Below are 26,324 nucleotides of genomic sequence, written 5' to 3' on the forward strand. Positions count from 1 at the left end.
ATGATCAAAGCGGTTTTCATTCAATACTTCTCCACAAATATAAGGACGCATAGCTTAAATAAGGCGCCCATTCGCTGCTTACCTGGAGCATCACGTCTTTTGACGGTTTATCCTCAAGGGCAAAGCGGCGTTTGACAGCGTTTTGCAGGCCGATGTCCGCCAAAGGAAACAGATTCGGGCGGCCGAGGCCGAACATGAGGACGTTTTGGACGGTCCACGGTCCGATGCCTCTGATGGTGATCAGCTTTTTCATAATGTCTTCATCCGATAGATGGGAAAGTTCCGCCAGATTGAGCGCCCCGTCTGCAATCATCCTTGAAATGTCAATCGCATATTCCGCTTTTCTCATACTGAACTGGAGCTCCCGCAAGTCCTGATAATCAAGCGCCGCAATCGTTTTCGGTTCGGGATAGCACCAGACGCCGTCTTTTTGTTCACCGAAGGCATGGACGAACCGTTCCGTTAACGTAAAAGCGAAGGACAGGTTGAGCTGCTGGTGGATGATGCATTTCATAAGACAGTTGTAGACGTCATATTCTAAGACGAGCGGGGTTCCCGCATGCTCCTCAAAAAGCGCCGACAGATTTGTTTTTGAGAAATGATCAAGCACCGGCTGAAGCGGCTGCTCCCACTGAAAAATGTGTTTGATCCGTTCAATCATCTCCTCGCGGTCACTTTCTCCGCTGACGAGAAAAACCGGGTCTGCGGCGGTGCCTTCCGCTTGAACCGTGATGACGGACAGTTTGCCGTCCCATGTTCTGAGCGGCACTTTGATTGATCTTGCTTTAAGATCGACCGCATTCAGCGGATCGAGTGACAGCCTTTCAAGCACTTTATCAAAATGATACGGCGGCGTGACCGAAACCGTTTCCTCCCACATATGCTCCACCCCTTTTTGTCCAAGTATATCATGAAGCGGCCCGGCGGCAATTCGTATACTTTTCTTCATAACGCCGCATGATATAATGGCAGGCGGAGGGTTGTTTATGATACATATAACCGCAATCACAACACATAATGAGATATTAGATAATATCCCCCTATCACGTACAGAACAACCGGACATCGCATGGTACTGGGTTGATTTTTTCGGCGCCGAGAATGATGAAGTCGAGCTGCTGCGGGATTATTTTCATTTTCATCCGCTTGCGATCGAGGATTGCTTTCAGCACATGCAGCGGCCGAAAATCGACCACTATGACGGCTACCGTTTTTATGTGCTCCACGCTTTAAACCCGGACACACTGGAAATGGAAGAGGTGGACATCTTTCAGTCCGACCGTTTCATCGTCAGCTTCCATTTGCACGAATCGCCCGGTGTCTCAAGGGTGAGAGAACGGTTTTTCGCTTCTCCGGGATTAGCCAAAAAAGGGCCCGGACATATCACTTATATGATTATGGATCAGCTTGTCGATGAATATTTCCCTGTGCTGTACAAAATTGAAGACCGGCTGAATGAGATTGAAGACAGCAGAACACATAAATCTTACGGCACTTTAATGAATGAAGTGTTTGAATTGCGGACTGATCTTTTGAACCTGAGACGGACGATCATTCCGATGCGCGATTTAATGTACCGGATTTTGAGCCTTGACCATGTAAAAGAAAGCCGTGAAACGAAGGCGTATTTCAGCGATATTTATGACCACCTGTTAAAACTCGCTGAGCTGATCGAGTCAAACCGTGATATGACGTCAGATCTGCGGGACAGCTACGTAACGCTGAATTCAAACCGGATGAACGCCATTATGATGACGTTAACCATCGTCTCGACCATCTTTATACCGCTGACGTTCATCGCGGGGGTGTACGGTATGAATTTTGATAACATGCCTGAACTTCACTGGAAATACGGATATTTTATCGTTTTGGGCGTCATGGCCGTTCTTGTGGCCGCCATGCTGTTTTGGTTCGCCCGCAAAGGCTGGTTTAATATTTTCAAGTAAGAACGGCTGCCGGCTGTTCTTTTTTTTGAGAAAACATGATATGTTGGAAAAAAACGTAAAGAGGTGTGCGCCGTTATCATGCTTTCTCACAAAACCATTTCTTCTGTCCTCCTGCTTTTTTGTGTCATGTCCATTGCCCCGCTGTATAACGGCTGTACGATGTCTGATTACATCTTTGAATCGCTCGGCTTTTCTCCCTGGTCTGAAGACGGAGCCCATATCTCCGTCATTCACGGGGTCGTCCTTTACTTTGCGGCGTTAATCTGGTGTGCCGCCGCGTTCAGGCGGACGCTTCCCGCGGCGGGGCTGTTTTTGATGTTTCTCAGTATGGGGGCCGCTTCCGGTATCAGTCCCGCCACCGAATATGCCGCTTTTTCCTTAAAACAATTCGCGCCCGAAAAAGAGGCTGTCGAATATTTGAAGCACCGCAGCGAATGCAGCCATTTCATTGAGGGAAAAAGAGCGAGCATGAGCTGTACGCTTTATGTCAATCACTACGGAAAAGGGGAACAAGCCATTTCTGTCACGCCGGATTTATCTGAGGACATAAAAGACGTCACATTCAAATCAAAAACGTTCACAGTAAAGCCCCGTTCAAAAACAATCATCAAGACGCGGTTTACCGGATTTCATAAGGGGAAAGCCGCATCAGATTCCGGCTGGTCATCAGACCCAGAACTGAAAGTGGCAAGCCTGTACACAGCACAATAAACATTTTGCATGTATAATAGCGGAAAACATCACATTGGAGGGACTGTCAAATGAAGATCGCCATCGCGGGACTCGGCAATATGGGCCGCCCCATCGCCGAAAATATCATGAAAGCCGGATACAGCCTGACTGTATATAACCGGACGAAGGAAAAAGCGGCTGATCTGCTGGAAAAAGGGGCTGAATATGCCGAAACGCCCCGCCAGGCAGCAGAACATGCGGACATTGTGCTTTCAATGCTGTCAGACGATGAAGCCGTAACAGGCGTGACGTTCGGAGCTTGCGGCATTATTGCCGGGTTATCTGAAAACGGCATTCATATTTCAATGAGCACCATCAGTACGGCGCTGTCAGAACAGCTTTCCGCTGCACATTCGGGCAGAGGCCAATCCTTTATCGCCGCTCCCGTCCTCGGCCGGCCCGATGCCGCTGAGAAGGCCGAGCTTCGCATCATCACAGCCGGACCGGCAGAAGCGAAGAAAAAGGCCGAGCCTTTGCTAAAAAGCCTGAGCCAGCAGATATTTGACGTCGGTGAAGAAACAAAGACCGCCAATGCTGCGAAAATCAGTATCAATTTCTTGCTCGTTTCTATGCTGGAGGCGCTATCAGAATCATTCTTAATGATGGAGAAGTACGGTTTAGAACGGAAACAATTTTTAGAAATCGCCAGCGCGCTCTTTGGCTCTCCTGTCTATCAAAATTACGGTACCATTATGGCGGAGCAGGCATTTGAGCCGGCCGGCTTCAAAATGTCTTTAGGGCTGAAGGATACCAATCTGGCGCTCACCGCCGCGGAACAGGTTTCCGCCAAACTCCCTCTTGCCGAGCTGGCCAAGAGCCATTTTGAAAGCGGGATCGAACAAGGCTTCGGGGATCTGGATTGGGCCGCTTTGATTAAATGTCTGAAATAACAAAACACCTCTCCTTATAACGGAGAGGTGTTTTTTACAGACGCGGCAGCTTCATTTCTTTCTCAAACATCAGATCATCGATGCTTTTAAACGTGTATCCTTCTTTTTTCAAATCGGTAATCGCATCGTCCAAAGCTTCTGAATTGTCCTTTGAAACGGTGTGGAGAAGGTAGATCGCGCCGGGATGCGCCTGTTTTATCATGTGATCATAGGCGTATTTTTTCCCTTTCTGCTCGTTAACCTTCCAATCGACAAATGCGACGGACCAGAAAACGGTTTGGTAGCCGAGGCGCTTCGTTTCTTTCAGGACATATTCGCTGAACACGCCGCGCGGCGGACGGAGATACAGATTGTCCCGCTTTCCGGTAATGTTGTAAACAGCTTCCGTGACAGAATCGAGTTCATCTTGAATCTGATCGCCCGTTTTTGTCGTCAGATCAGGATGATGAAAAGAATGATTGCCGATGATATGGCCTTCCTTTGACATCCGTTTAATCAAATCAGGCTGCTCTTTCACAAAATGACCCGTGACAAAAAAAGTGCCTGTGACATGATGTTTCTTTAAAACATCAAGCACTTTCGGGGTATACCCATTTTCGTATCCGTTATCAAACGTTAAGTAAATGGTCTTTTCTTTCGTATTGCCTAAATAAAAGGCATCGTATTTTTTGACAAGATTGTCCAGCTGTCTGCCGGCATCCGGCGGCTGATGATTGACGCTGCGTTTAAATCCCCAGTTTATCCGTTCATTCGGCACGGCCTCTGCACTTTTTATGCCTCCCGCAAGTAAAACAGCCATGCAGCAAATTGAACAAAACCATTTCATGCCCAGCACTCCTTCTGCATTTTTCCTTATTTTGCAGTAGGCTCATCCCTTTTATACAGCCGCATTATGGAAAGAGAAAAACCCCGGCAGTCTGCCGGGGTTTATTCCCAATCTTTTTTGAAGCGTTCGTATTTTGCTTCCAGATCATCAAGCATGCCGATGAGCCGGTCTATATCTTCAACGTCCGTTGATTCAGGGTCTAATGAATCAATGACATTCATAAACATATCGAGTCTGTTCTTTAAGTAATCGAGCTGCTGATCTTTGCTGTTTACTGCATTCCCCATACTTCCACTCCATTCATTTTTTATAATGGTAGCGTATTTTTTGCCGTTTTTCAATGGTTCCGCTACTTGCGATCTTGGCAGATCAGGTCTAAAATTAACACTTGGCAGACGTTAGTATGCCCATTTATAAAGGAGTTAGATAGTCATGACACAAAACACAACACTGCGTCCGATCACACCGGAGTACGATCCTTGGGAAGCGTACATGGATGTCGACCAGTATGGAGATATGAAACTGACGAACGTTGAATTTACAACGACGACCTTGTGCAATATGAGATGCGAGCACTGCGCCGTCGGGTACACGCTTCAGCCGAAAGATCCGAATGCGCTGCCGATTGACCTTTTATTAAAGCGGCTTGAAGAAATTCCGCTGTTACGCTCGATCAGCATTACGGGCGGCGAACCGATGCTTTCGCTGAAATCGGTAAAGGAATATGTCGTCCCGCTTTTGAAATATGCGCATGAACGCGGCGTGCGCACACAGATCAATTCAAACCTGACGCTTGATATCGGCCGCTACGAACGGATTATTCCTTATTTAGACGTTCTTCACATTTCCCACAACTGGGGAACGGTCGAGGACTTTGCCGATATCGGATTTGCGATGATGGAGAAGAAACCGACATTTGAACAGCGGGCGCGCTATTTTGACAAAATGATTGAAAACAGCCGCACGCTGGTCGAAGCGGGCGTGATGGTTTCAGCGGAAACGATGCTGAATAAACGCACGCTTCCGCATATTGAACATATTCACCGGCAGATTACGGAAGAAATGAAATGTCAGCGCCACGAAGTCCATCCGATGTATCCGAGTGATTTCGCCAGCGCGCTTGAATCACTCAGCCTGAAGGACATGAGACAGGCCATTCATCATCTGCTCGATATTCGCGATGAAGAAACATGGATGCTGTTCGGCACGCTCCCGTTTTACGCATGCAGCCCTGATGAAGAAGATCAGAAGCTCCTCCGCCGCCTGCGGGAAGCGAAAAACGTTACGGTGCGAAACGATCCTGACGGCCGCTCCCGCCTGAATGTCAACATCTTTGACGGAAATATCATTGTCACGGATTTCGGTGATACACCGCCGCTCGGCAATATTAAAACTGACAGCCTTCCTGAAGCGTATGACAAGTGGAGACAGACGAAGCTGAGCAAAGAGCTGAACTGCCGCTGTACAAACGTCCGATGCCTCGGACCGAACGTCCTTGTCAAAAACAGTTATTATCAGGAGACAGATTTTTCATTACGAAAAGCCAGAGGATAACAGAAGATGGAAACGACAATTACGGATATTTTGAAAAGCAAAGTGGTTGAGATCATCATCGTCGCTCTCGTGCTTTACGCCGGTGTCTTTCTGATCAACCGCTTTGTACAGGTGTTATTTAAACGCACAGATTTCTTGGAGGAACGGAAAGGGAAAACGATTGAGAGCCTCGTCCGATCCATCACCCAGTATACGGCGACGATCGGATTTATCTTTTACGTCATTTCTTTATTCGTTCATGATTTCGGCAGAATTTTAGCCGGAGCGGGCGTTGCCGGTATCGTCATCGGTTTCGGCGCCCAGTCTTTAATCAAGGACATTTTGGCCGGTGTCTTTTTAATATACGAACGCCAGCTGCATAAAGGCGATTACGTGACGATTAATAATCTCTTCAACGGCACAGTCGAAGAAATCGGGCTCCGTTCCATGCAGATCCGTGAGTTCTCCGGCAAGCTGCTTACCATTTCAAATGGTGAGGTGAGACAGCTTCAAAACTATAACATTGATTTTATGAGGATTACCGAGTCTGTCGTGATCAGTTACAAGGAAGATCCTGAGCGGGTATACGCCGTCTTAGAAAAAGCCTGTGACATGCTCAATGATGAACTTCGCGATTCACTGAAGCGGGATGAATTTCTCAATGCTGCGGAACCGTTTCAAGTGCATGGAATCATGAGCCTGAACAAATTGACGAGAGGCATTGAATTTACCGTCAAAGGCATGGTTCAAGACACAGAATACTTCTCGGCGAGCCTTGCGGTGAGACGCGTTCTTGCCCGGGAACTGTACAACAACAATGTGCAATTGCTTGAGGAAATGAATCATACACAAAAAAGCTGATTCCCAAACCGGAATCAGCTTTTTTTATTTATCTCGGCTGCGCTGTCATTTGAAAACCGAATGTGACATGATCCTGCACCGGAATCCAAGCGCCGATTCCTTGCGAGGTCACATTTTTGACGACAAGTTTCCGCTTGCTGCCTTTCAGCACCAAATACACTTCGCCGTATGTTACTTTTCCTTTCTCATTAACGGCCGGGGCATAGGCGTGCAGGTAGCCGAGCCGCTGCGGAGAAATTTTATAAATCTGATCGCGTTTTGTGCCGGCGCCGATGACCGTTTCAAACGCGAGCGGCAGTTTTGTTTTCTTCATCGCTTTTTGCATCATCATGCTTTTCACGTCTTCTGCGTTCGGCACTTTCGCTGTGAGCCCGCCTTTGATTTTGTATTGCTGTTCTTGGGCGTATGAGATTTCCGCGGCTTGCTGCCCGCCCCGGTTATCCGCTCTGTTCGTGTTGATTTTTTTATATTCCCAGTTGGCGACCGTTTCGTTCGATTGATAACCGAGCGCCCATTTCCCGAGAAATATTGTCGCCCGGTATCCGATGGCAAGCGGTGAACCGGAAACCGAGGATTCATTCAGCATCTTTATCAGATGCGGATTTTCGATGTTGATCTCTGATGTATCTAACAATTCCTTTGCCAGTTTGCTCGGCTGAAGCATCGGCTGGTCCTGTGAAGCATTCGGATACGTATTTTCCTTGGAAATGCTGACGACAGAGTTGGGAACCTTAAACGGTTTCTTTGCACCGGCAGACGGAGCTGCAAAAAAACTAAAGGATAACAGCAGAATCAATGTGGCATGAAACAGCTTTTTCATCATATCACTCTTTCTATAGCATTTTCCTTTAGTCTTTTCCTCCGTAATCGTTGTTATCCGCATTTTTTACAGGTTAAAGCAGGAAAAATCCGATCGCCATGATGACATAAGCGGCAAGGAGAGTAGCCCCCTCAAACCAGTTCGAATCACCGTCATTTGAAATCATCGTCATCAAAAGGACGGATGATATCATCGCGACAAGCTCAGGCAATGTGAATACCAGCGGCATATTCACCGGGAAAAAGATGGAACAGATCACAAGAACCGGGGCTACAAACATGGCGATCTGCAAAGTCGAGCCGACCGCGATTTCAACGGCGACATCCATCTTGTCTTTGTACGCCATAATAATCGCCGACGCATGCTCTGCGGCATTTCCGACGATTGCGACGATAATCACCCCGATAAACAATTCGCTCCAGCCGAACTGTTCAGCCACCGCATGAAACGTATGAACAAGGTTTTCAGATATGTAGGCGACAATAATGGTTGCGATAAATAAGACGGCTGTCGCCCTTTTCCCCGACCACTCAGGCTGCTCCTCTTCTTCCTTGGCCTCCGGCTGGTTCGGCTGATAAACGCCGCGGTGGGTGACGAGCTTGAAGTAAAGAGCCGCCACGTATAAAAGGATCATGATGATGCTGATGCCGACACTCAAATCAAGTTTGCTTTTTTCCCCCATATCCATGGAAAACACTTCGGGAATGACAAAAGCTACGATAATGGCAAATATCAGCAGGCCTGAATTATGGCGGGCATCATGAATATTGAATTCCTGCCGCTTGTATTTCAAACCGCCGATAAAAAACGACAATCCCGCGACAAGCAGAAGGTTGCCGAGCACCGAACCGGTCAGTGAAGCAAGCACGATGCCCGTCAGCCCTTCCTTTAAGGCAAATAGCGATATAATCAGCTCTACCGCATTGCCGAAAGTGGCATTCAGCAGACCGCCGATCCGCGGTCCCGCGATAATGGCAAGAGATTCAGTCGCTCTCCCCATATAACTTGCAAGCGCAATAATCGTCAAGCAATAAATAATAAACAAAACCGCTGACGGCCAGTGCATCAGGCCGCCGATGACTGAAAGCGGCACTCCCGCCGCAGCCGTAAAGAAAAAAATCCGATTCATATCTGCCTGGCTCCTTTTTCGAATGAGTCTTTTTTTATCCTTCTCAAAAACTCCCTCAATTACACTTCCGAGTCAGCCCGAATTGGCATTTTCAGGTTGCCGGACGCGGAAAATCCGTGTACGATCAAGAAAGATACTGAAGAAGGAGAAAATACGCGATGTCACGACTGCACTTCTTTATTTTGGTTCTGCTTGTTTCCATCTCCGGTTTTTCCCAAGGCATGCTTTTGCCGGTGATTTCCGTCATTTTTGAAACGAACGGAGAATCAGCCGCCATAAACGGCCTTCACGCAACAGGCTTGTATATCGGCGTGCTTCTCGCGTCGCCATTTATGGAAGCGCCGCTGAGAAAGCTCGGATTCAAACCTCTGATGGTCGCGGGCGGATTTCTTGTCATCATCAGCTTATTCAGTTTTATTTGGCTTCAATCCATATGGTTATGGTTTTTTCTTCGGCTGCTGATCGGAATCGGGGATCATATGCTGCATTTTTCCACCCAAACGTGGGTGACTTCCAAGTCAACGCCCCAAAACAGAGGAAGAAACATTTCGCTGTACGGACTGTCCTTCGGGCTTGGATTCGCTGTCGGCCCGTTCATGGTCCCTCTTGTGAAAACAAGTCCGTCCCTTCCGTTTATCGTATCCGGCTGTATCAGTCTTGCCGCCTGGCTGTTTGTGTTTGCCTTACGTAACGAGTACCCGGCGCAAGGTCCGGATGAAACATCCGGGGACAACAGCGCAAAACGGTTTTACCGCGCCCTTCTTTTCGGCTGGGTCGCTTTTCTCCCGGCTTTCGGCTACGGTTTTTTAGAAACGGCGCTGAACGGGAGTTTTCCCGTGTACGCCCTGCGCTTAGGCATATCCGTTGATGCCGTCGCGCTGATATTGCCCGCTTTCGCCATCGGAGGTATTGTATTCCAGTTCCCTCTCGGTTTATTAAGCGATCGATTCGGGAGAAAACGTGTCCTGCTCGTCATCTTATTAACGGGTGCCCTTTGCTTTTTGACGGCCGGATTGTTTCCGTCGCCTTCTGTCATCGGCGGCTGCTTTTTCATGGCAGGGATGGCGGTCGGCAGTATGTTTTCCCTCGGCATCAGCTATATGAGCGACCTGCTGCCGTCCCATCTTCTTCCGGCGGGCAATCTGCTCTGCGGGATTTCGTTCAGCCTCGGCAGCATGATCGGGCCGGTGGCGGGCGGCTGGTATATGCAGCGGTTTGAAAGCGCCAATTTGTTTTACTTTATTACGGTGATTCTGGTCTGTATTTGGCTTGCGCTCGTCTTCGGGAAAACAAAGCACAGCGCCGCATCCGAATCCCATTCTTTTCCCGCCTCATAAAAAGCCGCCTGATTTAGGCCAGGCGGCTTCTTTCTAGTGGTATCCGTTCTGCCCGTTGGCGCTTCCGCTTGTTTTATTCTTCGGGCCGTTTTTTGAGTTTTGTTTATTATGGCTTCCGCCTTTTTTCGTATGCTTGGTCATAGCCGATTCCCCTCCGTTTTTCAGCTTGAACGTCATCCGTTCCTCTATAGCTTGCTCCCGCGATACGGATTTTCATCAGGAAGCTTTTTACGTTTATGTAAAAGCGCGTTGATTTCTCCTCCTAAAATCAGCAGGGTTCCCGTAAGGTAAAACCAGATCATAAGGACGATAATTCCCCCGATGCTCCCGTATGTGGCGCTGTAGTTGGCAAAGGTGCCGACGTAAAATGAGAACAGCATACTGACGATAATCCAGCCGGCTGCCGCAAATACGGCTCCCGGCAGCACAAAACGGAGGGAAAGCCTTTTATTCGGCGCGAAAATGTAAAGCGCGGTAAAGACGATTAAAAGGATAAGCGGACTGATACCCCAGCGGACAACCGACCACACCTGCAAAAACAAGCCGGGGGCGCCGATAAAATCTGCGGCCAGCAGTCCGATTTCTCTGCCGAATACCGGCAGAAGCAGTGCGATTAAAATCGTAACCACCATCGCGATGGTTAAAAAAATTGAGGTCAGGCGAATGATGATAAATGAGCGGTTTTCCTCGACTTCGTAGGCATGGTTAAATGCTCTGACAATCGCGTTCATACCGTTAGAAGCCGACCAGATGACGGCGATAATCCCGAATGACAAAAGTCCGCCGCTGCGCTTGTTCAGCGTTTGCTCCGTAATGGATTTTACCATGGACATGGCGCTGTCGGGCGCGTATTGATCGACTGCGCCGAGCACGTCTTCTGCCGATATGGGAAGATAGGCGGTGAGCGTCAGCATGAAAATCATTAACGGAAACAATGACAGAAGAAAAAAATACGCCAGCTCCGCCGATTTACTTTGTCCTTCATGCAGAGAAAATCTTGCAAACAGCTCCTTTATAAAACTCATGACATCCCACCTCAATGATCGTTTTTCGAAAAATGCTCCTTCGTCTCTTTTAAAAGGTCAATGACCTGCGGCGTCGTCTGCTTCAGCTTGGTGATCTGTCCGTTTAAAAAACTCAGATCGTCCGATACGGTATTGGCGATGCTTTTCACTTGATCCAGTTTTGCAGAAGCCTCCTGTTTCAAGGCTTCGGGATTATTCCGGTAAAATGCCGCACGCCGCCTGCACGCGTCCATGTTCCGGAAACATGCCTCTCTTGTCGGCTTATGTAATAAAGAAAGTGCTCCGCCGGCGGCAGCGCCGATCAGAATCGCTTTTGCCATGATGCGTGTCTGCTTCATCGGTCAATCCCCCTTATAAATGATGGTCTTTCTTTATTGTCTCCAGCAAATGACGGCACCCGGACTCGATCAGAGCGTACACTTCGCTGAAATTTCCGGTATAATACGGATCAGGCACGTCCGCAAGATCCGACTCCGGTACATAATCAAGCAGCCTTGCGATACGCGGCGCCGCTTTTTTATAACCGGCCATGCTGCGCAGATGCCCTATATTTTCAGCATCCATCGCAATGACGTAATCAAAATCGGTCAGATCAGACTCACGGACCTGTCTCGCCGTGATACCGCTTGTGCTGATCCCTTTCTCTTTAAGGATCTGCTCCGTTCCCTCATGCGGCGGATTTCCCGCATGCCAGGCGCCGATTCCCGCTGAATCAATGTTAATCTGCCCGTTCAGCCCGTTTTTCTTCACCATATCAGAAAATACCGCCTCTGCCATAGGCGAACGGCAAATATTTCCCAGACAGACAAACAGCACATGTATCATATCGATAACCTCCCTATTCTTTCCCCGCATTTTGAGGATCAAAAACCTTATCATCATCTTAGCAATTTTTCTGCGGCTGTGGAAATAAGCTTTTATTCTAAATGAATTCTGTTAGAATAAAGGGTACGAAAACGGTCATGAAAGGATGCATGAATTTGCCGAGCCAACAAACAGAAACGTTAAACAAAATGATTGAAGACATTTCGCAGAAGCTCAACATGCTCAATGTCGGCGTCATCAGAGCGGAAGATTTCAGTGATGAAAAAATAGAAGATCTTACATACCTTCATCAAATGGTCATGAAAAAAGCATCATTCAGTCCGAGTGAAATGCAGGCCATTGCTGAGGAGCTCGCCTCTCTCAGAAAATAAACCCGTGTCAGCCCCGCCGAAAAACAGCGGGGCTTTTTTGATTTAAAAAAGTAAAAAATAAAAGTTCATCGGTTTGACACAATTAAAAAGAAGGCGTATAGTAACTGTGAACTTGGTAGAACGATATACTAAATGAGCGGTCCGCTAATTTGTTTTTTTATTTAGTAGAACGATATACTTGCTGTCTTATCAGCGTTAATCAAGTATACCTGCAGCCGTTTTATCAAACCATTTTTTAAAGAAAGGCAGTGGTTCAATAAAGGGGAATGGTTCTGTGCGTTTATCAATTTAAAAAATAATTTAACTTTAATAACCGCATTAGGGGATGTCATCATGAAAAACATATACACCAAAATGGCAGCGGGTCTTTATATCAACTATTTCCTGCTGGGCATGATCAATATTATTATCGCATCGAATATGGAAGCATTATCAAAACAGCTTCATACATCAGCAGCCGGAGTCAGCTATTTGGTCTCCGCCATCGGCATCGGGAAGCTGATCTCGCTTCTGTTTGCCGGAAAGCTCTCGGATACATTCGGGAGACGGCCGTTTATCGTGGCGGGCGCATTTCTGTATCTGATTTTCTTAATCGGAATTCCGCTTTCGACAAACTATACGGAAGCGTTTATCTTTGCTATTTTCGCAGGGATCGCCAATTCATTTTTGGATTCCGGCACATATCCGGCGCTTATTGAAGGATTTCCGAAAAACGCAAGCTCTGCAACCGTGTTAATCAAAGCGTTTGTATCCATCGGCGCGACGGTGCTTCCGTTTTTTATCGCATTTATTGCGGACAGGCATTTGTTTTACGGGTGGACGTTTTTCGTGCCCGGCATCATTTTCTTCCTGAACGGCTTTTTCCTGTTGAAAGTTCCGTTCCCGAATCATAAACAAAAAGATGACGGCGGCCGGACGGAAGCTTCCCCGTCTGATGACACGTTCAGATCACAGCCGTCGATATGGCGCGAAGGCCTTGCCATTATTTTGTTAGGCTTTTCATCAACGGCGCTGTTTATGCTCGTTCAAGTATGGCTTCCTAAGTTCGGTCAATCCGTTTTGGGTATGCCCGAAGTGCAGGCCGTCAAATTGTTGAGCTATTACAGCATCGGGGCGCTTGTGTCCGTGTTATTGCTGGCTGTGCTGTTAAACAGAGTGATTCAGCCGATTACGGTTATGGTGCTGTACCCGGTGATCGCGGCAATCGCGCTGCTTGCTCTGATTTTCATTCAGCAGCCGGCCGTATCGGTCATCAGTTCCTTCGTCATCGGACTTTCAACTGCGGGCATTCTGCAATTGGCGATGACGGTTATGGCTGTTTTATTCCCTAAAAATAAAGGGACCATCACATCTTTTGTTAATATAGCATCAAGCTTATCTTTTATTGTCATTCCGCTTATAACGGGAGCGATATCCAAAACGGCCGGCCTGACCCCTGTTTTTCTGCTTGATATCGGAATTGCGGCCGTCAGCGCCCTCCTCGCATTGTTTATCGGTATCCGTTTTAAGCAAGTGATGAAAGCCTGACTATTTTTTAAAGGGAGAGAACGTATCATGCAATCTATTACAATCAGAAACACGGTCATCGGCGAAGGACTTCCGAAGATCATTGTGCCGCTGATGGCAGCCGGAGAGAAAGAACTCCTTGAAGAAATTGAAGCCGTCAACAGGCTTAACCCGGATATCATTGAGTGGCGGGCGGATGTATACGAGCACGTTGAGAGCCCGGACGCCGTAAAAGGCATGCTTGAAAAGGTGCGGAAAGCCGCAGGCGCAACACCGCTGCTTTTTACATTCAGAACCCATAAAGAAGGCGGGAATAAAGTTATTGACGTCCGCCTTTACATTGAATTGCTTAAAACCGTAATCGAAACAACACACATTGACCTTGTAGACGTTGAATTGTTTACGGGAGAAGCGGAAGTCAAATCAATTGTGAAAACTGCTGAAGACAACGGCGTATATGTCGTCATGTCCAATCATGATTTTCATCAGACACCAAAAAAAGAAGAAATCATCTCCCGGCTGCGGAAAATGCAGGCGTACGGCGCGCACATTCCGAAAATTGCGGTGATGCCGCAAAGCACTGAAGATGTTTTCGTCTTATTGGATGCCACGCATACGATGAAAACACAATACGCAGACCGGCCGATCATCACGATGTCAATGGCGGGAACGGGCCTGATCAGCCGGCTGGCCGGGGAAGTCTTCGGCTCGGCGTGTACGTTCGGCGCGGGCAAAGAAGCATCTGCGCCCGGACAGATTCCCGTTGCTGAATTGCGAAATGTACTCAGCATTTTAAATAAAAATATGTAACCAGCGTTTTTCTTCCCTCAAGCGGAATGAAAAACAAATGAATGGACTAACGGAGGAATACATCATGAAGAAAGATTTAGGACGGATTAACGGAAAAACTCAGCTTATCGGATTATTCGCGACACCGATCGGACACTCTTTATCTCCGACGATGCACAACCTGGCGTTTAAAAAATTAGGGCTGAACTACGCTTACCTCGCATTTGAAGTCGGCAATGAACAGCTTGAAGATGTGGTGACGGGAATGCGCGCCTTAAACGTCAGAGGTTTCAATGTCTCGATGCCGAATAAGATGAACATTCTCCCTTACCTCGATGAACTCGCGGATTCAGCGAAATTCACCGGTGCGGTGAATACAGTGGTGAATGAGAACGGAAAATTGACCGGACACTCCACTGACGGTATGGGATACGTCCGCAACTTAAAAGAACACGGCATCGACATCACAGGCAAAAAAATGACGCTGGTCGGTTCCGGCGGAGCCGCTACTCCGATTGCGATTCAATCCGCATTGGAAGGCCTCGGCGAAATCTCAATTTTCGCCCGCAATGACGCGTTTTTCGAAAAAGCGGAAGAGAATGTCCGCATCATCAATGAAGAAATGAAGGGCTCTTCTTGTAAAGCGAATCTTTTCCCGCTCGAAGATCAAGATGCGCTGCGTGCTGAAATCGCTTCTAGCGATATTTTCACAAACGGAACGGGTGTCGGCATGAAACCGCTTGAAGGCTTGAGCGTCATTGAAGACACATCCATGCTCCGTCCGGATTTGATTGTGACAGACGTCGTTTACAACCCCGTTACGTCGAAATTGCTTGAACAGGCTCAAGCGGCCGGCTGCCAGACCATTAACGGCCTCGGCATGATGCTTTGGCAGGGCGCCATGGCGTTTGAATATTGGACAGGCCGTGAAATGCCGGTTCAGTATATTAAAGAGCAGATGTTTGAATAATCTATTGTGACAGAAGCGCCGAAGGACAATCCGTCTTCCGGCGCTTTATCTTTTTCTCCCCCTCTCTCTTTCTTCTCACGCGCCAAAACGCTTATAATGGAGGTAACGAATAATAACCAAGTGAGGAATGCGACGTATGAAACAGCAAAAAAAACGCCGAGTGACATTGCAGCAGGTCGCTGAGCATGCCGGCGTCTCAACATCCACCGCCTCATTAATCGTCCGCAATAATCCGCGAATTTCCGAAGCAACCCGTGAGAAAGTGCTTCAATCCATGCAGGAGCTTGGGTACGTATATGATCGGGTCGCCGCGAATTTACGATCACAGACGTCCACAACGGTAGGATTGATTATCACTGACATTTCCAATACGTTTTTCTCAGAGTTTCTAATCGGCGTGCAGAATACACTCGAGGAAGTCGGATTAACAGTGCTCTTAGGCACGACTTTTGATTCCGTCGCCAAGCAGGAGCAGCTGATCTCGACCATGCTGGAACACAGGGTCGGCGGATTGATTTTATGCCCGGTTTCAGGAGCAGCTGAGGAAACCCTTTCCCGCCTTGAGCAGCTTGATATTCCGGTCGTGCTCGCCGTCAGGGAGATTGCCGATGCGGACTGTGATTTTGTCGGAGCTGACTATGAGGAAGGCACCTATAAGGCAGTGCGCCACCTCATTGAGAAAGGGCACCAGGAGATTGCGTTTCTGGGCGGCGTGAAGCACTCATCAACATGGACGAAACGGATGAAAGGTTTTAAAAAAGCGCTCCGTGAAGCGGATCTTGAAGTGAAAAGAGAATTTGTGATTGACAGCGCGCCGACCCGCGAGGCAGGCTATGAGGCAGTGATGGAGCTGCTCCGCCGGCCTGAGCGCCCGGCCGCGATTTTCTGCTTCAGTGATTTGGTCGCGTTCGGCGTCATGCAAGGGATCAGAAAAGCAGGACTCATCCCGGGCGAAGATATTGACATTGTCGGCTTTGATAACGTGCCGGAAGCTGAAATTTCTTATCCCCCGCTTACAACCGTTTCTTCTTTTCCCCGGCAGTCGGGAAAAGAAGCGGCTCAATTGCTGCATCATAAAATCACCAATTCCCAGCACCAAAAACAGCGCATTATTCTGGCGCCCGAGCTGGTCATTCGTGAATCTTCACAAAAAAAGCGGAACGCCTGATACGGCGCTCCGCTTTTTATTATGCAAGCAGTTTTAATGATTCGCGGTTGAATGCCGGAATGTCATCCGGTGTGCGGCTTGTGACCAGCTGGTTCTGGCAGACGACGACTTCTTCATCCACCACATTTGCGCCCGCGTTTTCCATGTCAATACGGATGGATGTAAACCCTGTCGCTTTGCGCCCGTCCAATGCTTTCGCGTTGATGAGAAGCTGAGGGCCGTGGCAGATGGCGAAAACCGGTTTTTTATCATCCATAAACGCTTTCGCAAATTGGACGAAACGGTCATCCGCACGCAGCATGTCAGGTGAGAATCCGCCCGGGATCAGCAATGCGTCAAAGTCTTTCGGATTCACATCATCGATGGACGCATCCACTTTCACTTCCGCTTCCCCTTGTTTGCCTTTGACTGTTTTTCCTTTTTCCTGTTCAATCACTGTTAATTCATGACCCGCATCTTTAAAAGCTTTTGCAGGTTCCGTATATTCGACGTCCTCAAAATAATCCGTTAATACAACTGCAATTTTTTTACCCATAGTTACTACCTCCTGCTTGATGAAGTCTACATAAATCCATGTACCCCAGCCACACTAACATCAAACATAAAAGACTCATTTACCGCCCATTCGTTTTACATAGGTCATTATCCTCATTTTTCTTCTTTTTACAAGAATCATCATGAAATCTATATAAACTTTCACAAAATATTCTTACAATGGTACTGCATGACAAAATTTGTTGAAAGGTGGAGAACAGGTGAGAATACAGAAAAGACGATGCAGCGTCAATAAGACACTCCGTATTCTGCTGCCCCTAGTTATGATACTTAGTCTAATCCTCCCAATAACACCCATTAAAGCAGAAGAAAACAAATCCTCCAGTGTGAACCTCAGCATTTTAGCGACAACTGACGTTCACGCCAATATGATGGACTACGATTACTACAGCGACAAACCGACAACGGAATTCGGGCTGGCCCGAACGGCTCAGCTCATTGCGAAGCACAGAAGCGAAAATCCGAATACGCTGCTTGTCGATAACGGAGACCTGATTCAAGGGAATCCCCTCGGAGAATACGCTGTAAAATATCAGAAAAACGATATCATTTCAGGCGCAAAGACCCATCCGATTATTGAAGTGATGAATAGTCTGCACTATGACGCAGGAACACTCGGCAATCATGAATTTAATTACGGGCTGGATTTTCTGGACGGGACGATGAAAGGCGCTGATTATCCGATCGTCAACGCCAATGTGAAAACATTGAGCGGTGAAAACCGTTATACGCCTTATGTCATAAAAGACAAAACCGTTACGGATGAAAACGGCGGAAAACACCAGCTAAAAGTCGGTTACATCGGCTTTGTCCCTCCCCAAATCATGACGTGGGATAAAAAAAATCTTGAAGGACGCGTTCAAGTCGAGGACATTGTGGAATCCGCGAAGAAAACCGTCCCGAAAATGAAAACTGAAGGTGCTGATATCGTCATCGCCCTCGCCCACAGCGGCATCGAAAAAAAAGCACAGTCCTCCCGTGCGGAAAATGCCGTTTTTGATCTGGCAACGAAAGTCAGCGGAATTGACGCGATCGTATCAGGCCATCAGCACGGTCTGTTCCCCGATGCTGAATACAAAGGCGCTGATCAATTCGACGTCGATAAAGGCACGATTAACGGCATCCCCGTTGTCATGTCAAGCAGCTGGGGCAAATATGCGGGCGTCATCGACCTTAGGCTTGAAAAAACAGACAGCGCGTGGCATGTGGAAGATGCAAAAGGCAGGATCGAGCCGATTGCCGGCAATGTGACTTCGGAAAACGAAACCGTCGTCAATACCGTCAAAAAAGCGCATGAAAGCACACTGAAATACATCAGAGAACCCGTCGGCCAGACAAAAGCCGATATCAACAGTTTTTTCGCCCAAGTCAAAGATGATCCGTCCATTCAAATCGTGACGGATGCGCAAAAATGGTACGCCGAAAATAAGATGAAAGATACGGAATATAAAGATCTGCCAATCCTCTCGGCGGGCGCTCCGTTTAAAGCCGGCGGGCGGAACGGTTCAAACTACTATACAAACATTTCCGCAGGTGACCTCGCCATCAAAAATATCGGCGATTTATACCTGTATGACAACACGGTTCAGATCGTCAAGCTGAACGGCAGCGAAGTGAAAGACTGGCTTGAAATGTCCGCAGGGCAATTTAATCAGATCGATCAGGCAAAAGGCGGCAGCCAAGCGCTTTTAAATGACGCCTACCGCTCATACAATTTTGATGTCATTGACGGCGTCACCTATCAGGTCGATGTCACTAAACCGGCGAAATACAACGAAAACGGAACAGTCATTCATCCCGATGCAAGCCGGATCGTCAACCTTTCTTACCAAGGAAAGCCCGTCAGCGCCAATCAGGAATTTCTGATCGTCACAAATAATTACCGCGCTTCAGGAGGCGGAGGATTTCCTCACTTAAGCAATGATAAAATCGTATACTCATCAGCCGATGAAAACAGGCAAGTCTTAATGGATTACATCATCCAGCAGAAAACAATTAATCCGCAGGCTGATCATAACTGGTCCATCCGTCCGGTCAAAGGGACAAACCTGACATTTGAATCTTCCTTGGCCGCAAAGCCGTTTGCCGACCGCGCAGATGACGTCGCCTATATCGGAGAATCACAAAACGCGGGCTACGGACAGTACAAGCTCCAATTCAAAGATGATGAACCGGGCACAGATCCGCCGAAAGATGACGCATGGAAGCTCACCGTTATGCATACAAACGACACGCACGCCCACCTTGATAACGCGGCGAGGCGGATGACGAAAATCAAAGAAATCAGATGCGAAACCGACCGCAGCATTCTCCTGGATGCGGGAGACGTTTTCTCAGGCGATCTTTATTTCACAAAGTGGCAGGGACTGGCTGATTTAAAATTGATGAACAGCATGGGCTACGACGCAATGACCTTCGGAAATCATGAATTTGATAAAGGCCCGGGTGCTCTCGCCAGCTTCCTGAGCGGGAACGGAAGCGCGGCTGACCCGTCCGGAAAATACAATTTCCAAGCGCCTGACTTCCCGCTCGTCAGCTCAAATGTCGATGTGTCCAAAGAGTCAAAACTCAGACCATTCATGAAAAAAGCAGACACCTTTACAGCAGGGAAAAAGAAAAAAGCAGGCATCTATCCATACATTCTGCTTGATGTAAACGGAGAAAAAGTCGCCGTATTCGGCTTAACGACGGAAGATACGTCCGTCACATCAAGCCCGGGTAAAAGCATTGTCTTTCATGATGCCTTCCAATCCGCACAAGATACGGTAAAAGAGATACAGAACAAGGAACATGTCAATAAAATTATCGCCCTGACCCATATCGGGCATCAGCGTGATCTCGATCTCGCCAAAAAAGTAAAAGGCATCGACTTAATCGTCGGCGGACATACGCATACGCTTGTAGATAAAATGGAGATTGTCAAAAACGAAGAGCCGACCATCGTCGCCCAGGCAAAAGAATACGGCGAATATTTAGGCCGGGTGGATGTCGCATTTGACAAAAACGGGGTCGTCCTGCCGGAACAATCCTCTCTTCAAGCCCTGCCGGTGAATGAGCAGACGAAAGAAGATCCGGATCTGAAAACAGAGCTTGATCCGTTTAAAAAAGAGCTCATCTCCGTCAAAAATGAAAAAGTCGGCTCCACGAAAGTCGCGCTTGACGGCCGGCGCGAGCATGTCCGCTCTAAAGAAACCAATCTCGGAAACTTCATCGCGGACGGCATGCTGCAAAAAGCGAAGGAAGCTGCCGGCGCCCAGATCGCGATCACAAACGGGGGCGGCATCCGCACGGGCATTGATAAAGGAGACATCACACTCGGCGATGTGCTGAATGTGATGCCGTTCGGCAACACGCTTTACGTCGCGGATTTAACCGGAAAACAGATCAAACAAGCCTTGGAACAAGGGTTAAGCGGAATTGAGGCTCAAGGGGGCGCCTTCCCTCAAGTTGCCGGTTTAACATACACGTTTACACTGAATAAAAAGCCGGGACACCGCGTTCTTCAAGCTGCTGCCGTGCAGGATGACGGCAGCGTAAAGCCGATTTCTGATAAGAAAACATACAGAGTCGCCACCAGTAACTTTGTCGGCGAAGGCGGAGACGGCTATTCCGTCTTTAACGAAGCGTCCCATAAAGAAGACCTTGGATTTGTCGACTATGAGGTCTTCATCGAACAGCTTGAAAAAGCGGGAAAAGCGGTGGAACCGAAAGTTGACGGCCGCGCGCAAGAAGTGTACCTGCCGACGAAGCAAAAAAACGGCTCGTGGACGCTTGAAGATGACAGCGCATTTGCGGTCTATGCCAAAAACGCCAATACACCGATCGTATACTACGACAAGAATGACGGCGCCAAACAGCCGATTGATCTCAGCGTGACCAAAAAACAGATCGGCCTGTTAAAGGACAGAACATCTGATTCTTCCCTTACGATCCTGCATGACAAGTTCAGCATGAAAATGCCGATGGCAAACGCTGCAGCTGATGACACACGGTTCGGCGTGACGCCGAAAAAGAAAGTTAGCGGCGCGCTTTCAAACGTATACGACTTTACAATGAAGCAGAAAAACAAAGACATCAAAACATTCAAAGCGCCTGTAAAGCTTACCATGCGCATTGAGAATACGAAAAAGGCGAAACAGCCGGGCATTTATCACATAGACCGGAAAAAGAACGCCTATACAAAAACAGACAACGGATCGGTTTCACACGATCTCGTCACGGGCTATACCAATCATTTCAGTGAATACGCGATATTAAACGCAAACACGAAGAGCGCGCCGCCGACAAGCGGAGATCACGGCTCCGGAAAGCAGCCAAACGGACAAAACCCTTCATCCGGCCAAGCACAGGACGGAGTATCGCCGGGCGGCCTGCTTCCTGATACAGCCACAGCGATGTATTCCATCCTCCTTGCCGGGTTTCTCATCAGCGCGCTCGGAACGGCACTGTATCTGTATCAAAGAAGAAAAGCAAAAAAAGTGAACGAAGCATAAAAAGGCCGCTTTTCTCGGGCGGTTCTCCCAAAAGCTCTCCTGATCTGATGTCAGGGGAGCTTTTCTCGATCCGCCTTCTGAATCGACAGCGGTACGGCCGAATGATAAAATATGAGCGTTATTTATGCCGCAGCTGCATAGCTTGACACTTCACGGCGAGGCCTGTTTGGAGGACTTTTTTTGATAATAACAAAAAACAAACGAAACAGCATGACTTACAAAATAAAGCTGTTTTACGTGATAACAGCGCTTTGCTGTATCAGCTCGCTCATTTTCGTCAATTGCAACGCTTCTTTTTATGAGCGCCCGATTGCCAAAGTGACGAAAACAGCATTGGAACACCAGTCTGATGTGCAGGACATGCACAAAAACAAAGATAAGATTTTCAGTCAGACGATTACAGCCAAACTTGAAAACGGCAGTCAAAAAGGAAAGCTCATTCATTTGTCCAATCAGTATTCCTCATCCGGAGCGAATGATCAAAAGTATCAGCCCGGTGATGAAGTATTCGTGTCAATTGATAAAGGGAAAACAACAAGTAAGGATATAACCGGAAGCATTATAGATAAAAAACGGGATAAACAGCTTTGGCTGATCGCTTGGATTTTCATATTCACCCTATTGATCGTCGGCAAAAAACAAGGCTTCTTTTCGATCATCAGCCTGATGTTTAACGCTGTTTTATTGTCTTATGCATTAGATTTATACCGAAAGCACCCGAATATCGGGCTGATTTTCATCTGCGGTATCTGTATTCTCATCTTTACTGTCATTTCATTGCTGCTTGTCAGCGGTTTTCACGCGAAAACATATGCCGCCATAGCCGCGACGCTCGCAGGCACTTTTGTCTCCCTGCTCATTACGTATTTGGTGATGGCGGCAACCGGAGAAAAAGGTCTCAGATATGAAGAAATGCAGTATTTAACCCGCCCTTATCACACGGTATTCATGGCCGGCGTATTTATCGGATCACTGGGAGCGGTCATGGATGTGGCCATTACCATGACGTCATCTGTCTTTGGATTATATGAAGAAAACAAGAGTATCTCATTACAAGCACTCAAACGTTCCGGAATGGAGATCGGTAAAGACATCATGGGGACGATGACCAACATTCTGTTTTTTGCTTATATCAGCGGCTCTATACCGATGATGCTTTTGTATTTGAAAAATGATTCCCCGATAGGATTCACTCTTTCTATGAACATTTCCTTGGAAATAGCCAGAGCATTGGCCGGGGGAATCGGAATTGTATTAACCATCCCCGCCAGTCTGTATGCTTCTGTCTTTTTTATTAAACGAAAGAAGGCAAGCTCATGAATGTCATCGTAATTCTTGCGGCGATTTTATTTCTATTGATGGTTCTCATCGGCGGTAAAAAGGGAGCGAGGTCTTTTATTGCGCTATTTTTAAATTTCGGCGTTCTCTTTCTCACCATCATTTTAATGACAGACCCGCACATCAATCCGATTGTTTTAACATTGCTCTCTTCCGCCGCGATTTGCAGTATTACACTTTTTTATATTAACGGGGGAAACGTCAAAACCGTAACCGCCTTTATTTCTGCCATGCTGACGATCGTATTGATGCTGTTTTTTATTCTGGCCGTCACGAAACAGACTTCGATTCAAGGGTTTGGTGAAGAAGAACTGGGTGATATCGGCATATTCACACTTTTTGTCGGGGTGGATTTTGTGAAGGTTACCGCGGCTATGATCATTATGGGCACGATAGGAGCAATTACCGATGTCGCGATCTCCATTACATCACCGATGAGAGAGATTTACAGCTATAACCCGTCCATGAGCCGAAAAGATCTGTACAAATTCGGTTTAAGCATCGGGAGAGATATTTTAGGAACGAATACGAATACGTTATTCTTTGCTTTTTTCGGCAGCTATTTGGCTTTAATTATCTGGTTTAAAGACTTATCATACTCTGCTGAAAAAATAGTGAACTCAAAAGTCTTCAGCGCGGAAGCCGTCACCATTCTTTGCGCCGGCGTCGGGATCGGCATCATCATTCCCGTTACGTCCTGGATCACCGCCTGTTTTTTAGCGAAACAGACGAAACGTTAAAAGCTGCCGGGAAAATCCCGGCAGCTTTTTTTATTGATTTTATACCCACTTTACAACGTCTTTTGCGGCAGATCTTGTTTTCGGACGCGGTTCTCTGACACGGTAACCGAATGCGGCCATGACAGAGATGTCGAAACTTCCGTTTTCCAGAAGCCCTTCTTCCTCAAGGATCCGGTGGATTTCTTTGTAGTTGAAGCCTTCTACAGGGCAAGAGTCGATTCCGATCTGCGCCGCGGCTGTCATCATATTGCCAAGTGCGATGTATGTCTGTTTTGAAGCCCAGTCAAACAGCGCTCGATCTGATTCAAGCAGATTGAAATCATTTTTCTGGAAATCTTCTGTTTTGCTGATATAGCCTTCATACATATCTTCCGGCATTTTTTTGACTTCCTTCAAGTGGTTTTTGACATAATCGGCGTCAAAACGGATATCCTTTGCCGTCCGGGCAAGCAGAAGTACGAAGTGGCTTGCAGTCGGCAGCTGCTTTTGCGCGCCCCATGTGAACTCGCGGAGTTTTTCACGAAGCTCCGGGTTTTGAACAACGACAAATTTCCAAGGCTCCAATCCGAGTGAGCTTGGGGACAGTCTTCCCGTTTCTAAAATGAATTCAAAATCGCTTTCTGAAATTTTTTTCTCAGGATCAAATTCCTTTGTGGCGTGTCTGAATTGATACGCTTCGATGATCTGCTGTTTTTTATCTGACATCATGATCTCTCCTTTTTATCTCGTTATGTACTATTGTAGCCATTATTTTTGAAAGTACCAGTACGCACATTTTTGTTGGATAGTATTCATTTTGATACTGACAAAAAAACGGCTGCCGCAGCAATCCGTTTTTATTTTTCTCTTCTCGCAAAGCCGACGAAACGGAATGTATCGAGCCTGTGCCGGCTTTCCGTTACTGAAAGAAGCTGGTGTCCTCCAAAAACACATGGTTTTTCACGACTGCCATATGGCTGGATCCGGGCGAAATTCACAACAGGAGCGCAAAAAGCATACAGTACTGTACAACTAAGTTAAAGAGGTGTGAAGAGATGCCATCCACTGTTATCAACCTGTACTATCTGAAGATTAACAGTATTTCTGGCAACGGATCTATTACGATTGGGGAAGCGGCATACAACAGTCCCACCACAAACAACAAATCACAAGGACTGAACTCTTCATTCGGCGATACGTCACCTATAGAATCGATGATGGAGAACTTGTTAAATGATCCTGATGTAAACGACCAGACAGCCATCGGAACCGCAGATACCGCAAATATTACACCGGTGCCGCCCATTATAGATTAAAGGGGTTTTTATAAATGCCTTACCAAATTAACGTCGTCAATATAAAAGTAAACGGAGCCACCCAAAACGGAAACGTCGATATCGGTCAGACCGTACAAAACAGCCACACTGCCAACAGCAAGTTTGTCGGCGCGAACTTTTCTTTAGGAGACTTTTCACCGGCCGCCGGATGTTTGAATTCGGGCCATCTTGACCCTGATGTGAGCGACCAGGATCAGATCGCCAACCCGTCAATGCCGATCGCAAATCAAATATAAGGGGGGTTTGCTGAAGTGGATATCGAAAAAATGAGAAAGTGGCTTGAGATTACGAACGAGCACAAGCCCAGCGACTTTTGGACCAATGTCCTGAAACGGAAATCTCCCGAAGAATTTTTCTCCTTACAAAAAAACACCTTGGTTTATGATATCTATCAGGATGAACAGCACACATTTGTCATTGTGGAAATGCCCGGCGTTTACGAAGAAGAATTGACATTGAGGCTTGTGTCAAGAACGCGGCTGCATATAAAAGGAAACATCACGCCCCTTTTTCCAAAGGACATGGGGATCTGCCAAAACCGATATTACGGAGAAATTGATGAGACGATTGAACTTCCTGAACCGGCTGAGCCCCATCTGCTGCAGGCGCAGTGCATGAACGGCCTGCTCCACATTTCCTATCCGCGCCTTATGGAGTACATTCCTTTTCAGCAGAAAATATAAGGAACCGGTTTACGGACGGTTCAGGCGTCTGTACACTTTCTCCTTATAATGAGAAGATGCGGGTTCTGAGAACATGTCTCTCTCCTCCGTCAGCTTGTCGAGTCTGACTTGTTTTTCCGTCCGTTTGTTCCGCAGGTGATCCAGCTCCGTTTCATTGCGGCACTTGGCGATCAAATAATCGAGCGTCATCAGCTCTTTCTTCAGCGCGCCCTCATCCTCGGCGATCCCGGCATTTTTCAACATGCGGTAGCCCATTCTGAGCGACTCCGGAAGATGTGCGGCATCGTCTTTCGGCAGGGGCTTTCCCATGCCTTTGATGCCGGCGAATTCTCCATCCTTAATGGCGCGCTTGATTTTATCTTCAGCCACGATATGGGCAATATCCATCACTTGTTACCTCCTTTTTTCAATTAGACCGGATCATATCCATACAAAAACCCTGTTCCCATTTTGTTCCATTCGAATTTTTCT

Annotated in this window: 28 protein-coding genes and 1 pseudogene; 17 read left to right on the forward strand and 12 right to left on the reverse strand. The window is 47.4% G+C overall.

Annotated elements, in window-relative coordinates:
- Nucleotides 1-16 precede the first annotated feature (16 nt).
- Complete coding sequence (locus ICW23_RS17620; protein ID WP_188154875.1) at nucleotides 17-880, reverse strand: DNA-3-methyladenine glycosylase family protein; 864 nt, start codon at nucleotides 878-880, stop codon at nucleotides 17-19.
- A gap of 106 nt (nucleotides 881-986) precedes the next feature.
- Here ICW23_RS17620 and corA point away from each other — a divergent pair, with 106 nt between their 5' ends.
- From corA to ICW23_RS17635, 3 genes are all read left to right on the forward strand, one after another.
- Nucleotides 987-1,946, forward strand: coding sequence for a magnesium/cobalt transporter CorA (gene corA, locus ICW23_RS17625; protein ID WP_188154876.1), 960 nt, complete (start codon nucleotides 987-989; stop codon nucleotides 1,944-1,946).
- A 63-nt stretch (nucleotides 1,947-2,009) separates the two neighbouring features.
- A complete protein-coding gene (locus tag ICW23_RS17630) occupies nucleotides 2,010-2,657 on the forward strand; it encodes a hypothetical protein (RefSeq protein WP_188154877.1) in 648 nt (215 codons plus the stop codon).
- Nucleotides 2,658-2,707: 50 nt separating this feature from the next.
- Nucleotides 2,708-3,568 carry an NAD(P)-dependent oxidoreductase gene (locus tag ICW23_RS17635; RefSeq protein WP_188154878.1) on the forward strand — a complete coding sequence of 287 codons (861 nt, stop codon included), beginning with the start codon at nucleotides 2,708-2,710 and terminating at the stop codon, nucleotides 3,566-3,568.
- A gap of 34 nt (nucleotides 3,569-3,602) precedes the next feature.
- Here ICW23_RS17635 and pdaA read toward each other — a convergent pair whose 3' ends face one another.
- The gene (gene pdaA, locus ICW23_RS17640; RefSeq protein WP_188154879.1) at nucleotides 3,603-4,394 is read right to left on the reverse strand and encodes a delta-lactam-biosynthetic de-N-acetylase; all 792 of its coding nucleotides are present in this window, start codon (nucleotides 4,392-4,394) and stop codon (nucleotides 3,603-3,605) included.
- A gap of 101 nt (nucleotides 4,395-4,495) precedes the next feature.
- Nucleotides 4,496-4,681, reverse strand: coding sequence for an SE1561 family protein (locus ICW23_RS17645; RefSeq protein WP_003155558.1), 186 nt, complete (start codon nucleotides 4,679-4,681; stop codon nucleotides 4,496-4,498).
- A gap of 145 nt (nucleotides 4,682-4,826) precedes the next feature.
- Here ICW23_RS17645 and yfkAB point away from each other — a divergent pair, with 145 nt between their 5' ends.
- The gene (yfkAB, locus tag ICW23_RS17650) at nucleotides 4,827-5,948 is read left to right on the forward strand and encodes a radical SAM/CxCxxxxC motif protein YfkAB (RefSeq protein WP_188154880.1); all 1,122 of its coding nucleotides are present in this window, start codon (nucleotides 4,827-4,829) and stop codon (nucleotides 5,946-5,948) included.
- Nucleotides 5,949-5,954: 6 nt separating this feature from the next.
- Nucleotides 5,955-6,788, forward strand: a complete 834-nt coding sequence (locus tag ICW23_RS17655) for a mechanosensitive ion channel family protein (protein WP_016936760.1) — start codon at nucleotides 5,955-5,957, stop codon at nucleotides 6,786-6,788.
- 28 nt (nucleotides 6,789-6,816) lie between these two features.
- Here the strand turns inward: ICW23_RS17655 and ICW23_RS17660 are convergent, their stop codons facing one another.
- Both ICW23_RS17660 and cax read right to left on the reverse strand, forming a co-directional pair.
- Nucleotides 6,817-7,611 carry a YfkD famly protein gene (locus tag ICW23_RS17660; protein ID WP_095242108.1) on the reverse strand — a complete coding sequence of 265 codons (795 nt, stop codon included), beginning with the start codon at nucleotides 7,609-7,611 and terminating at the stop codon, nucleotides 6,817-6,819.
- Nucleotides 7,612-7,681: 70 nt separating this feature from the next.
- Nucleotides 7,682-8,761 carry a calcium/proton exchanger gene (gene cax / locus ICW23_RS17665; protein ID WP_255034265.1) on the reverse strand — a complete coding sequence of 360 codons (1,080 nt, stop codon included), beginning with the start codon at nucleotides 8,759-8,761 and terminating at the stop codon, nucleotides 7,682-7,684.
- A 134-nt stretch (nucleotides 8,762-8,895) separates the two neighbouring features.
- Here cax and ICW23_RS17670 point away from each other — a divergent pair, with 134 nt between their 5' ends.
- On the forward strand, nucleotides 8,896-10,074 hold the full coding sequence (locus tag ICW23_RS17670) for an MFS transporter (protein ID WP_016936763.1): 1,179 nt from the start codon (nucleotides 8,896-8,898) through the stop codon (nucleotides 10,072-10,074).
- A 185-nt stretch (nucleotides 10,075-10,259) separates the two neighbouring features.
- Here ICW23_RS17670 and ICW23_RS17675 read toward each other — a convergent pair whose 3' ends face one another.
- Genes ICW23_RS17675 through ICW23_RS17685 form a run of 3 tightly spaced genes read right to left on the reverse strand, consistent with a single transcriptional unit; the run spans nucleotide 10,260 to nucleotide 11,924 of the window.
- Nucleotides 10,260-11,099, reverse strand: a complete 840-nt coding sequence (locus ICW23_RS17675) for a YihY family inner membrane protein (RefSeq protein WP_016936765.1) — start codon at nucleotides 11,097-11,099, stop codon at nucleotides 10,260-10,262.
- A gap of 11 nt (nucleotides 11,100-11,110) precedes the next feature.
- Complete coding sequence (locus tag ICW23_RS17680; protein ID WP_016936766.1) at nucleotides 11,111-11,437, reverse strand: hypothetical protein; 327 nt, start codon at nucleotides 11,435-11,437, stop codon at nucleotides 11,111-11,113.
- A 13-nt stretch (nucleotides 11,438-11,450) separates the two neighbouring features.
- On the reverse strand, nucleotides 11,451-11,924 hold the full coding sequence (locus ICW23_RS17685; RefSeq protein ID WP_016936767.1) for a low molecular weight protein-tyrosine-phosphatase: 474 nt from the start codon (nucleotides 11,922-11,924) through the stop codon (nucleotides 11,451-11,453).
- Between the two features lie 155 nt (nucleotides 11,925-12,079).
- On the opposite strand from ICW23_RS17685, the gene ICW23_RS17690 reads away from it, so the two are divergent.
- The 5 genes from ICW23_RS17690 (at nucleotide 12,080) to ICW23_RS17710 (ending at nucleotide 16,728) form a co-directional block, all read left to right on the forward strand.
- On the forward strand, nucleotides 12,080-12,295 hold the full coding sequence (locus ICW23_RS17690) for a DUF1128 domain-containing protein (RefSeq protein ID WP_003155571.1): 216 nt from the start codon (nucleotides 12,080-12,082) through the stop codon (nucleotides 12,293-12,295).
- 333 nt (nucleotides 12,296-12,628) lie between these two features.
- Nucleotides 12,629-13,822 carry an MFS transporter gene (locus ICW23_RS17695; RefSeq protein ID WP_016936768.1) on the forward strand — a complete coding sequence of 398 codons (1,194 nt, stop codon included), beginning with the start codon at nucleotides 12,629-12,631 and terminating at the stop codon, nucleotides 13,820-13,822.
- A gap of 27 nt (nucleotides 13,823-13,849) precedes the next feature.
- Entirely contained in the window at nucleotides 13,850-14,611 is a 762-nt protein-coding gene (aroD, locus tag ICW23_RS17700; RefSeq protein ID WP_188154881.1) for a type I 3-dehydroquinate dehydratase, read from the forward strand.
- A gap of 64 nt (nucleotides 14,612-14,675) precedes the next feature.
- The gene (locus ICW23_RS17705) at nucleotides 14,676-15,560 is read left to right on the forward strand and encodes a shikimate dehydrogenase (RefSeq protein ID WP_045925423.1); all 885 of its coding nucleotides are present in this window, start codon (nucleotides 14,676-14,678) and stop codon (nucleotides 15,558-15,560) included.
- Nucleotides 15,561-15,696: 136 nt separating this feature from the next.
- Nucleotides 15,697-16,728 carry a LacI family DNA-binding transcriptional regulator gene (locus ICW23_RS17710; RefSeq protein WP_188154882.1) on the forward strand — a complete coding sequence of 344 codons (1,032 nt, stop codon included), beginning with the start codon at nucleotides 15,697-15,699 and terminating at the stop codon, nucleotides 16,726-16,728.
- Nucleotides 16,729-16,747: 19 nt separating this feature from the next.
- On the opposite strand, the gene ICW23_RS17715 is transcribed toward ICW23_RS17710, so the two are convergent.
- Complete coding sequence (locus ICW23_RS17715; protein WP_003155578.1) at nucleotides 16,748-17,263, reverse strand: type 1 glutamine amidotransferase domain-containing protein; 516 nt, start codon at nucleotides 17,261-17,263, stop codon at nucleotides 16,748-16,750.
- 220 nt (nucleotides 17,264-17,483) lie between these two features.
- Here ICW23_RS17715 and ICW23_RS17720 point away from each other — a divergent pair, with 220 nt between their 5' ends.
- The 3 genes from ICW23_RS17720 (at nucleotide 17,484) to ICW23_RS17730 (ending at nucleotide 23,854) form a co-directional block, all read left to right on the forward strand.
- Nucleotides 17,484-21,776, forward strand: coding sequence for a multifunctional 2',3'-cyclic-nucleotide 2'-phosphodiesterase/3'-nucleotidase/5'-nucleotidase (locus tag ICW23_RS17720; protein ID WP_188154883.1), 4,293 nt, complete (start codon nucleotides 17,484-17,486; stop codon nucleotides 21,774-21,776).
- A gap of 180 nt (nucleotides 21,777-21,956) precedes the next feature.
- Nucleotides 21,957-23,096, forward strand: a complete 1,140-nt coding sequence (locus tag ICW23_RS17725; RefSeq protein WP_188154884.1) for a YibE/F family protein — start codon at nucleotides 21,957-21,959, stop codon at nucleotides 23,094-23,096.
- Nucleotides 23,093-23,854 (forward strand): YibE/F family protein, encoded by a 762-nt coding sequence (locus tag ICW23_RS17730; RefSeq protein ID WP_047476487.1) that lies wholly within the window; start codon nucleotides 23,093-23,095, stop codon nucleotides 23,852-23,854. Before ICW23_RS17725 ends, ICW23_RS17730 begins: the two co-directional genes overlap by 4 nt.
- Before the next feature lie 39 nt (nucleotides 23,855-23,893).
- Here the strand turns inward: ICW23_RS17730 and ICW23_RS17735 are convergent, their stop codons facing one another.
- Complete coding sequence (locus ICW23_RS17735) at nucleotides 23,894-24,559, reverse strand: NAD(P)H-dependent oxidoreductase (RefSeq protein WP_016936776.1); 666 nt, start codon at nucleotides 24,557-24,559, stop codon at nucleotides 23,894-23,896.
- Between the two features lie 131 nt (nucleotides 24,560-24,690).
- Nucleotides 24,691-24,818 (reverse strand): annotated as a pseudogene (locus tag ICW23_RS17740) (trehalose operon repressor); the annotation flags it as partial.
- A 70-nt stretch (nucleotides 24,819-24,888) separates the two neighbouring features.
- Here ICW23_RS17740 and ICW23_RS17745 point away from each other — a divergent pair.
- The 3 genes from ICW23_RS17745 to ICW23_RS17755 are packed head-to-tail and all read left to right on the forward strand — an operon-like array spanning nucleotide 24,889 to nucleotide 25,853.
- Nucleotides 24,889-25,149 carry a spore germination protein gene (locus ICW23_RS17745; RefSeq protein ID WP_007408496.1) on the forward strand — a complete coding sequence of 87 codons (261 nt, stop codon included), beginning with the start codon at nucleotides 24,889-24,891 and terminating at the stop codon, nucleotides 25,147-25,149.
- Between the two features lie 14 nt (nucleotides 25,150-25,163).
- A complete protein-coding gene (locus ICW23_RS17750; RefSeq protein ID WP_003155595.1) occupies nucleotides 25,164-25,406 on the forward strand; it encodes a spore germination protein in 243 nt (80 codons plus the stop codon).
- 15 nt (nucleotides 25,407-25,421) lie between these two features.
- Nucleotides 25,422-25,853: an Hsp20/alpha crystallin family protein gene (locus tag ICW23_RS17755; protein ID WP_016936777.1), complete on the forward strand. Its 432-nt coding sequence runs from the start codon at nucleotides 25,422-25,424 to the stop codon at nucleotides 25,851-25,853.
- A 9-nt stretch (nucleotides 25,854-25,862) separates the two neighbouring features.
- On the opposite strand, the gene ICW23_RS17760 is transcribed toward ICW23_RS17755, so the two are convergent.
- Nucleotides 25,863-26,240: a DnaJ family domain-containing protein gene (locus tag ICW23_RS17760; RefSeq protein ID WP_016936778.1), complete on the reverse strand. Its 378-nt coding sequence runs from the start codon at nucleotides 26,238-26,240 to the stop codon at nucleotides 25,863-25,865.
- Between the last annotated feature and the right edge of the window lie 84 nt (nucleotides 26,241-26,324).

Origin of the sequence: Bacillus sp. 1021 (assembly GCF_014534735.1) — a bacterium.
In the GTDB taxonomy this organism is placed as follows: domain Bacteria; phylum Bacillota; class Bacilli; order Bacillales; family Bacillaceae; genus Bacillus; species Bacillus siamensis.

What these genes read in the sequence shown, in the direction of transcription:
- yfkAB (WP_188154880.1), top strand. Translation starts at nt 4,827, where the DNA reads ATGACACAAAACACAACACTGCGTCCGATCACACCGGAGTACGATCCT.
- ICW23_RS17735 (WP_016936776.1), bottom strand. Translation starts at nt 24,559, where the DNA reads ATGTCAGATAAAAAACAGCAGATCATCGAAGCGTATCAATTCAGACAC.
- ICW23_RS17620 (WP_188154875.1), bottom strand. Translation starts at nt 880, where the DNA reads ATGTGGGAGGAAACGGTTTCGGTCACGCCGCCGTATCATTTTGATAAA.
- ICW23_RS17715 (WP_003155578.1), bottom strand. Translation starts at nt 17,263, where the DNA reads ATGGGTAAAAAAATTGCAGTTGTATTAACGGATTATTTTGAGGACGTC.
- ICW23_RS17710 (WP_188154882.1), top strand. Translation starts at nt 15,697, where the DNA reads ATGAAACAGCAAAAAAAACGCCGAGTGACATTGCAGCAGGTCGCTGAG.
- aroD (WP_188154881.1), top strand. Translation starts at nt 13,850, where the DNA reads ATGCAATCTATTACAATCAGAAACACGGTCATCGGCGAAGGACTTCCG.
- ICW23_RS17645 (WP_003155558.1), bottom strand. Translation starts at nt 4,681, where the DNA reads ATGGGGAATGCAGTAAACAGCAAAGATCAGCAGCTCGATTACTTAAAG.
- ICW23_RS17760 (WP_016936778.1), bottom strand. Translation starts at nt 26,240, where the DNA reads ATGGATATTGCCCATATCGTGGCTGAAGATAAAATCAAGCGCGCCATT.
- ICW23_RS17705 (WP_045925423.1), top strand. Translation starts at nt 14,676, where the DNA reads ATGAAGAAAGATTTAGGACGGATTAACGGAAAAACTCAGCTTATCGGA.
- ICW23_RS17670 (WP_016936763.1), top strand. Translation starts at nt 8,896, where the DNA reads ATGTCACGACTGCACTTCTTTATTTTGGTTCTGCTTGTTTCCATCTCC.
- ICW23_RS17750 (WP_003155595.1), top strand. Translation starts at nt 25,164, where the DNA reads ATGCCTTACCAAATTAACGTCGTCAATATAAAAGTAAACGGAGCCACC.
- ICW23_RS17685 (WP_016936767.1), bottom strand. Translation starts at nt 11,924, where the DNA reads ATGATACATGTGCTGTTTGTCTGTCTGGGAAATATTTGCCGTTCGCCT.
- ICW23_RS17695 (WP_016936768.1), top strand. Translation starts at nt 12,629, where the DNA reads ATGAAAAACATATACACCAAAATGGCAGCGGGTCTTTATATCAACTAT.
- ICW23_RS17660 (WP_095242108.1), bottom strand. Translation starts at nt 7,611, where the DNA reads ATGATGAAAAAGCTGTTTCATGCCACATTGATTCTGCTGTTATCCTTT.
- ICW23_RS17730 (WP_047476487.1), top strand. Translation starts at nt 23,093, where the DNA reads ATGAATGTCATCGTAATTCTTGCGGCGATTTTATTTCTATTGATGGTT.
- corA (WP_188154876.1), top strand. Translation starts at nt 987, where the DNA reads ATGATACATATAACCGCAATCACAACACATAATGAGATATTAGATAAT.
- ICW23_RS17675 (WP_016936765.1), bottom strand. Translation starts at nt 11,099, where the DNA reads ATGAGTTTTATAAAGGAGCTGTTTGCAAGATTTTCTCTGCATGAAGGA.
- ICW23_RS17680 (WP_016936766.1), bottom strand. Translation starts at nt 11,437, where the DNA reads ATGAAGCAGACACGCATCATGGCAAAAGCGATTCTGATCGGCGCTGCC.
- ICW23_RS17655 (WP_016936760.1), top strand. Translation starts at nt 5,955, where the DNA reads ATGGAAACGACAATTACGGATATTTTGAAAAGCAAAGTGGTTGAGATC.
- ICW23_RS17745 (WP_007408496.1), top strand. Translation starts at nt 24,889, where the DNA reads ATGCCATCCACTGTTATCAACCTGTACTATCTGAAGATTAACAGTATT.
- ICW23_RS17635 (WP_188154878.1), top strand. Translation starts at nt 2,708, where the DNA reads ATGAAGATCGCCATCGCGGGACTCGGCAATATGGGCCGCCCCATCGCC.
- pdaA (WP_188154879.1), bottom strand. Translation starts at nt 4,394, where the DNA reads ATGAAATGGTTTTGTTCAATTTGCTGCATGGCTGTTTTACTTGCGGGA.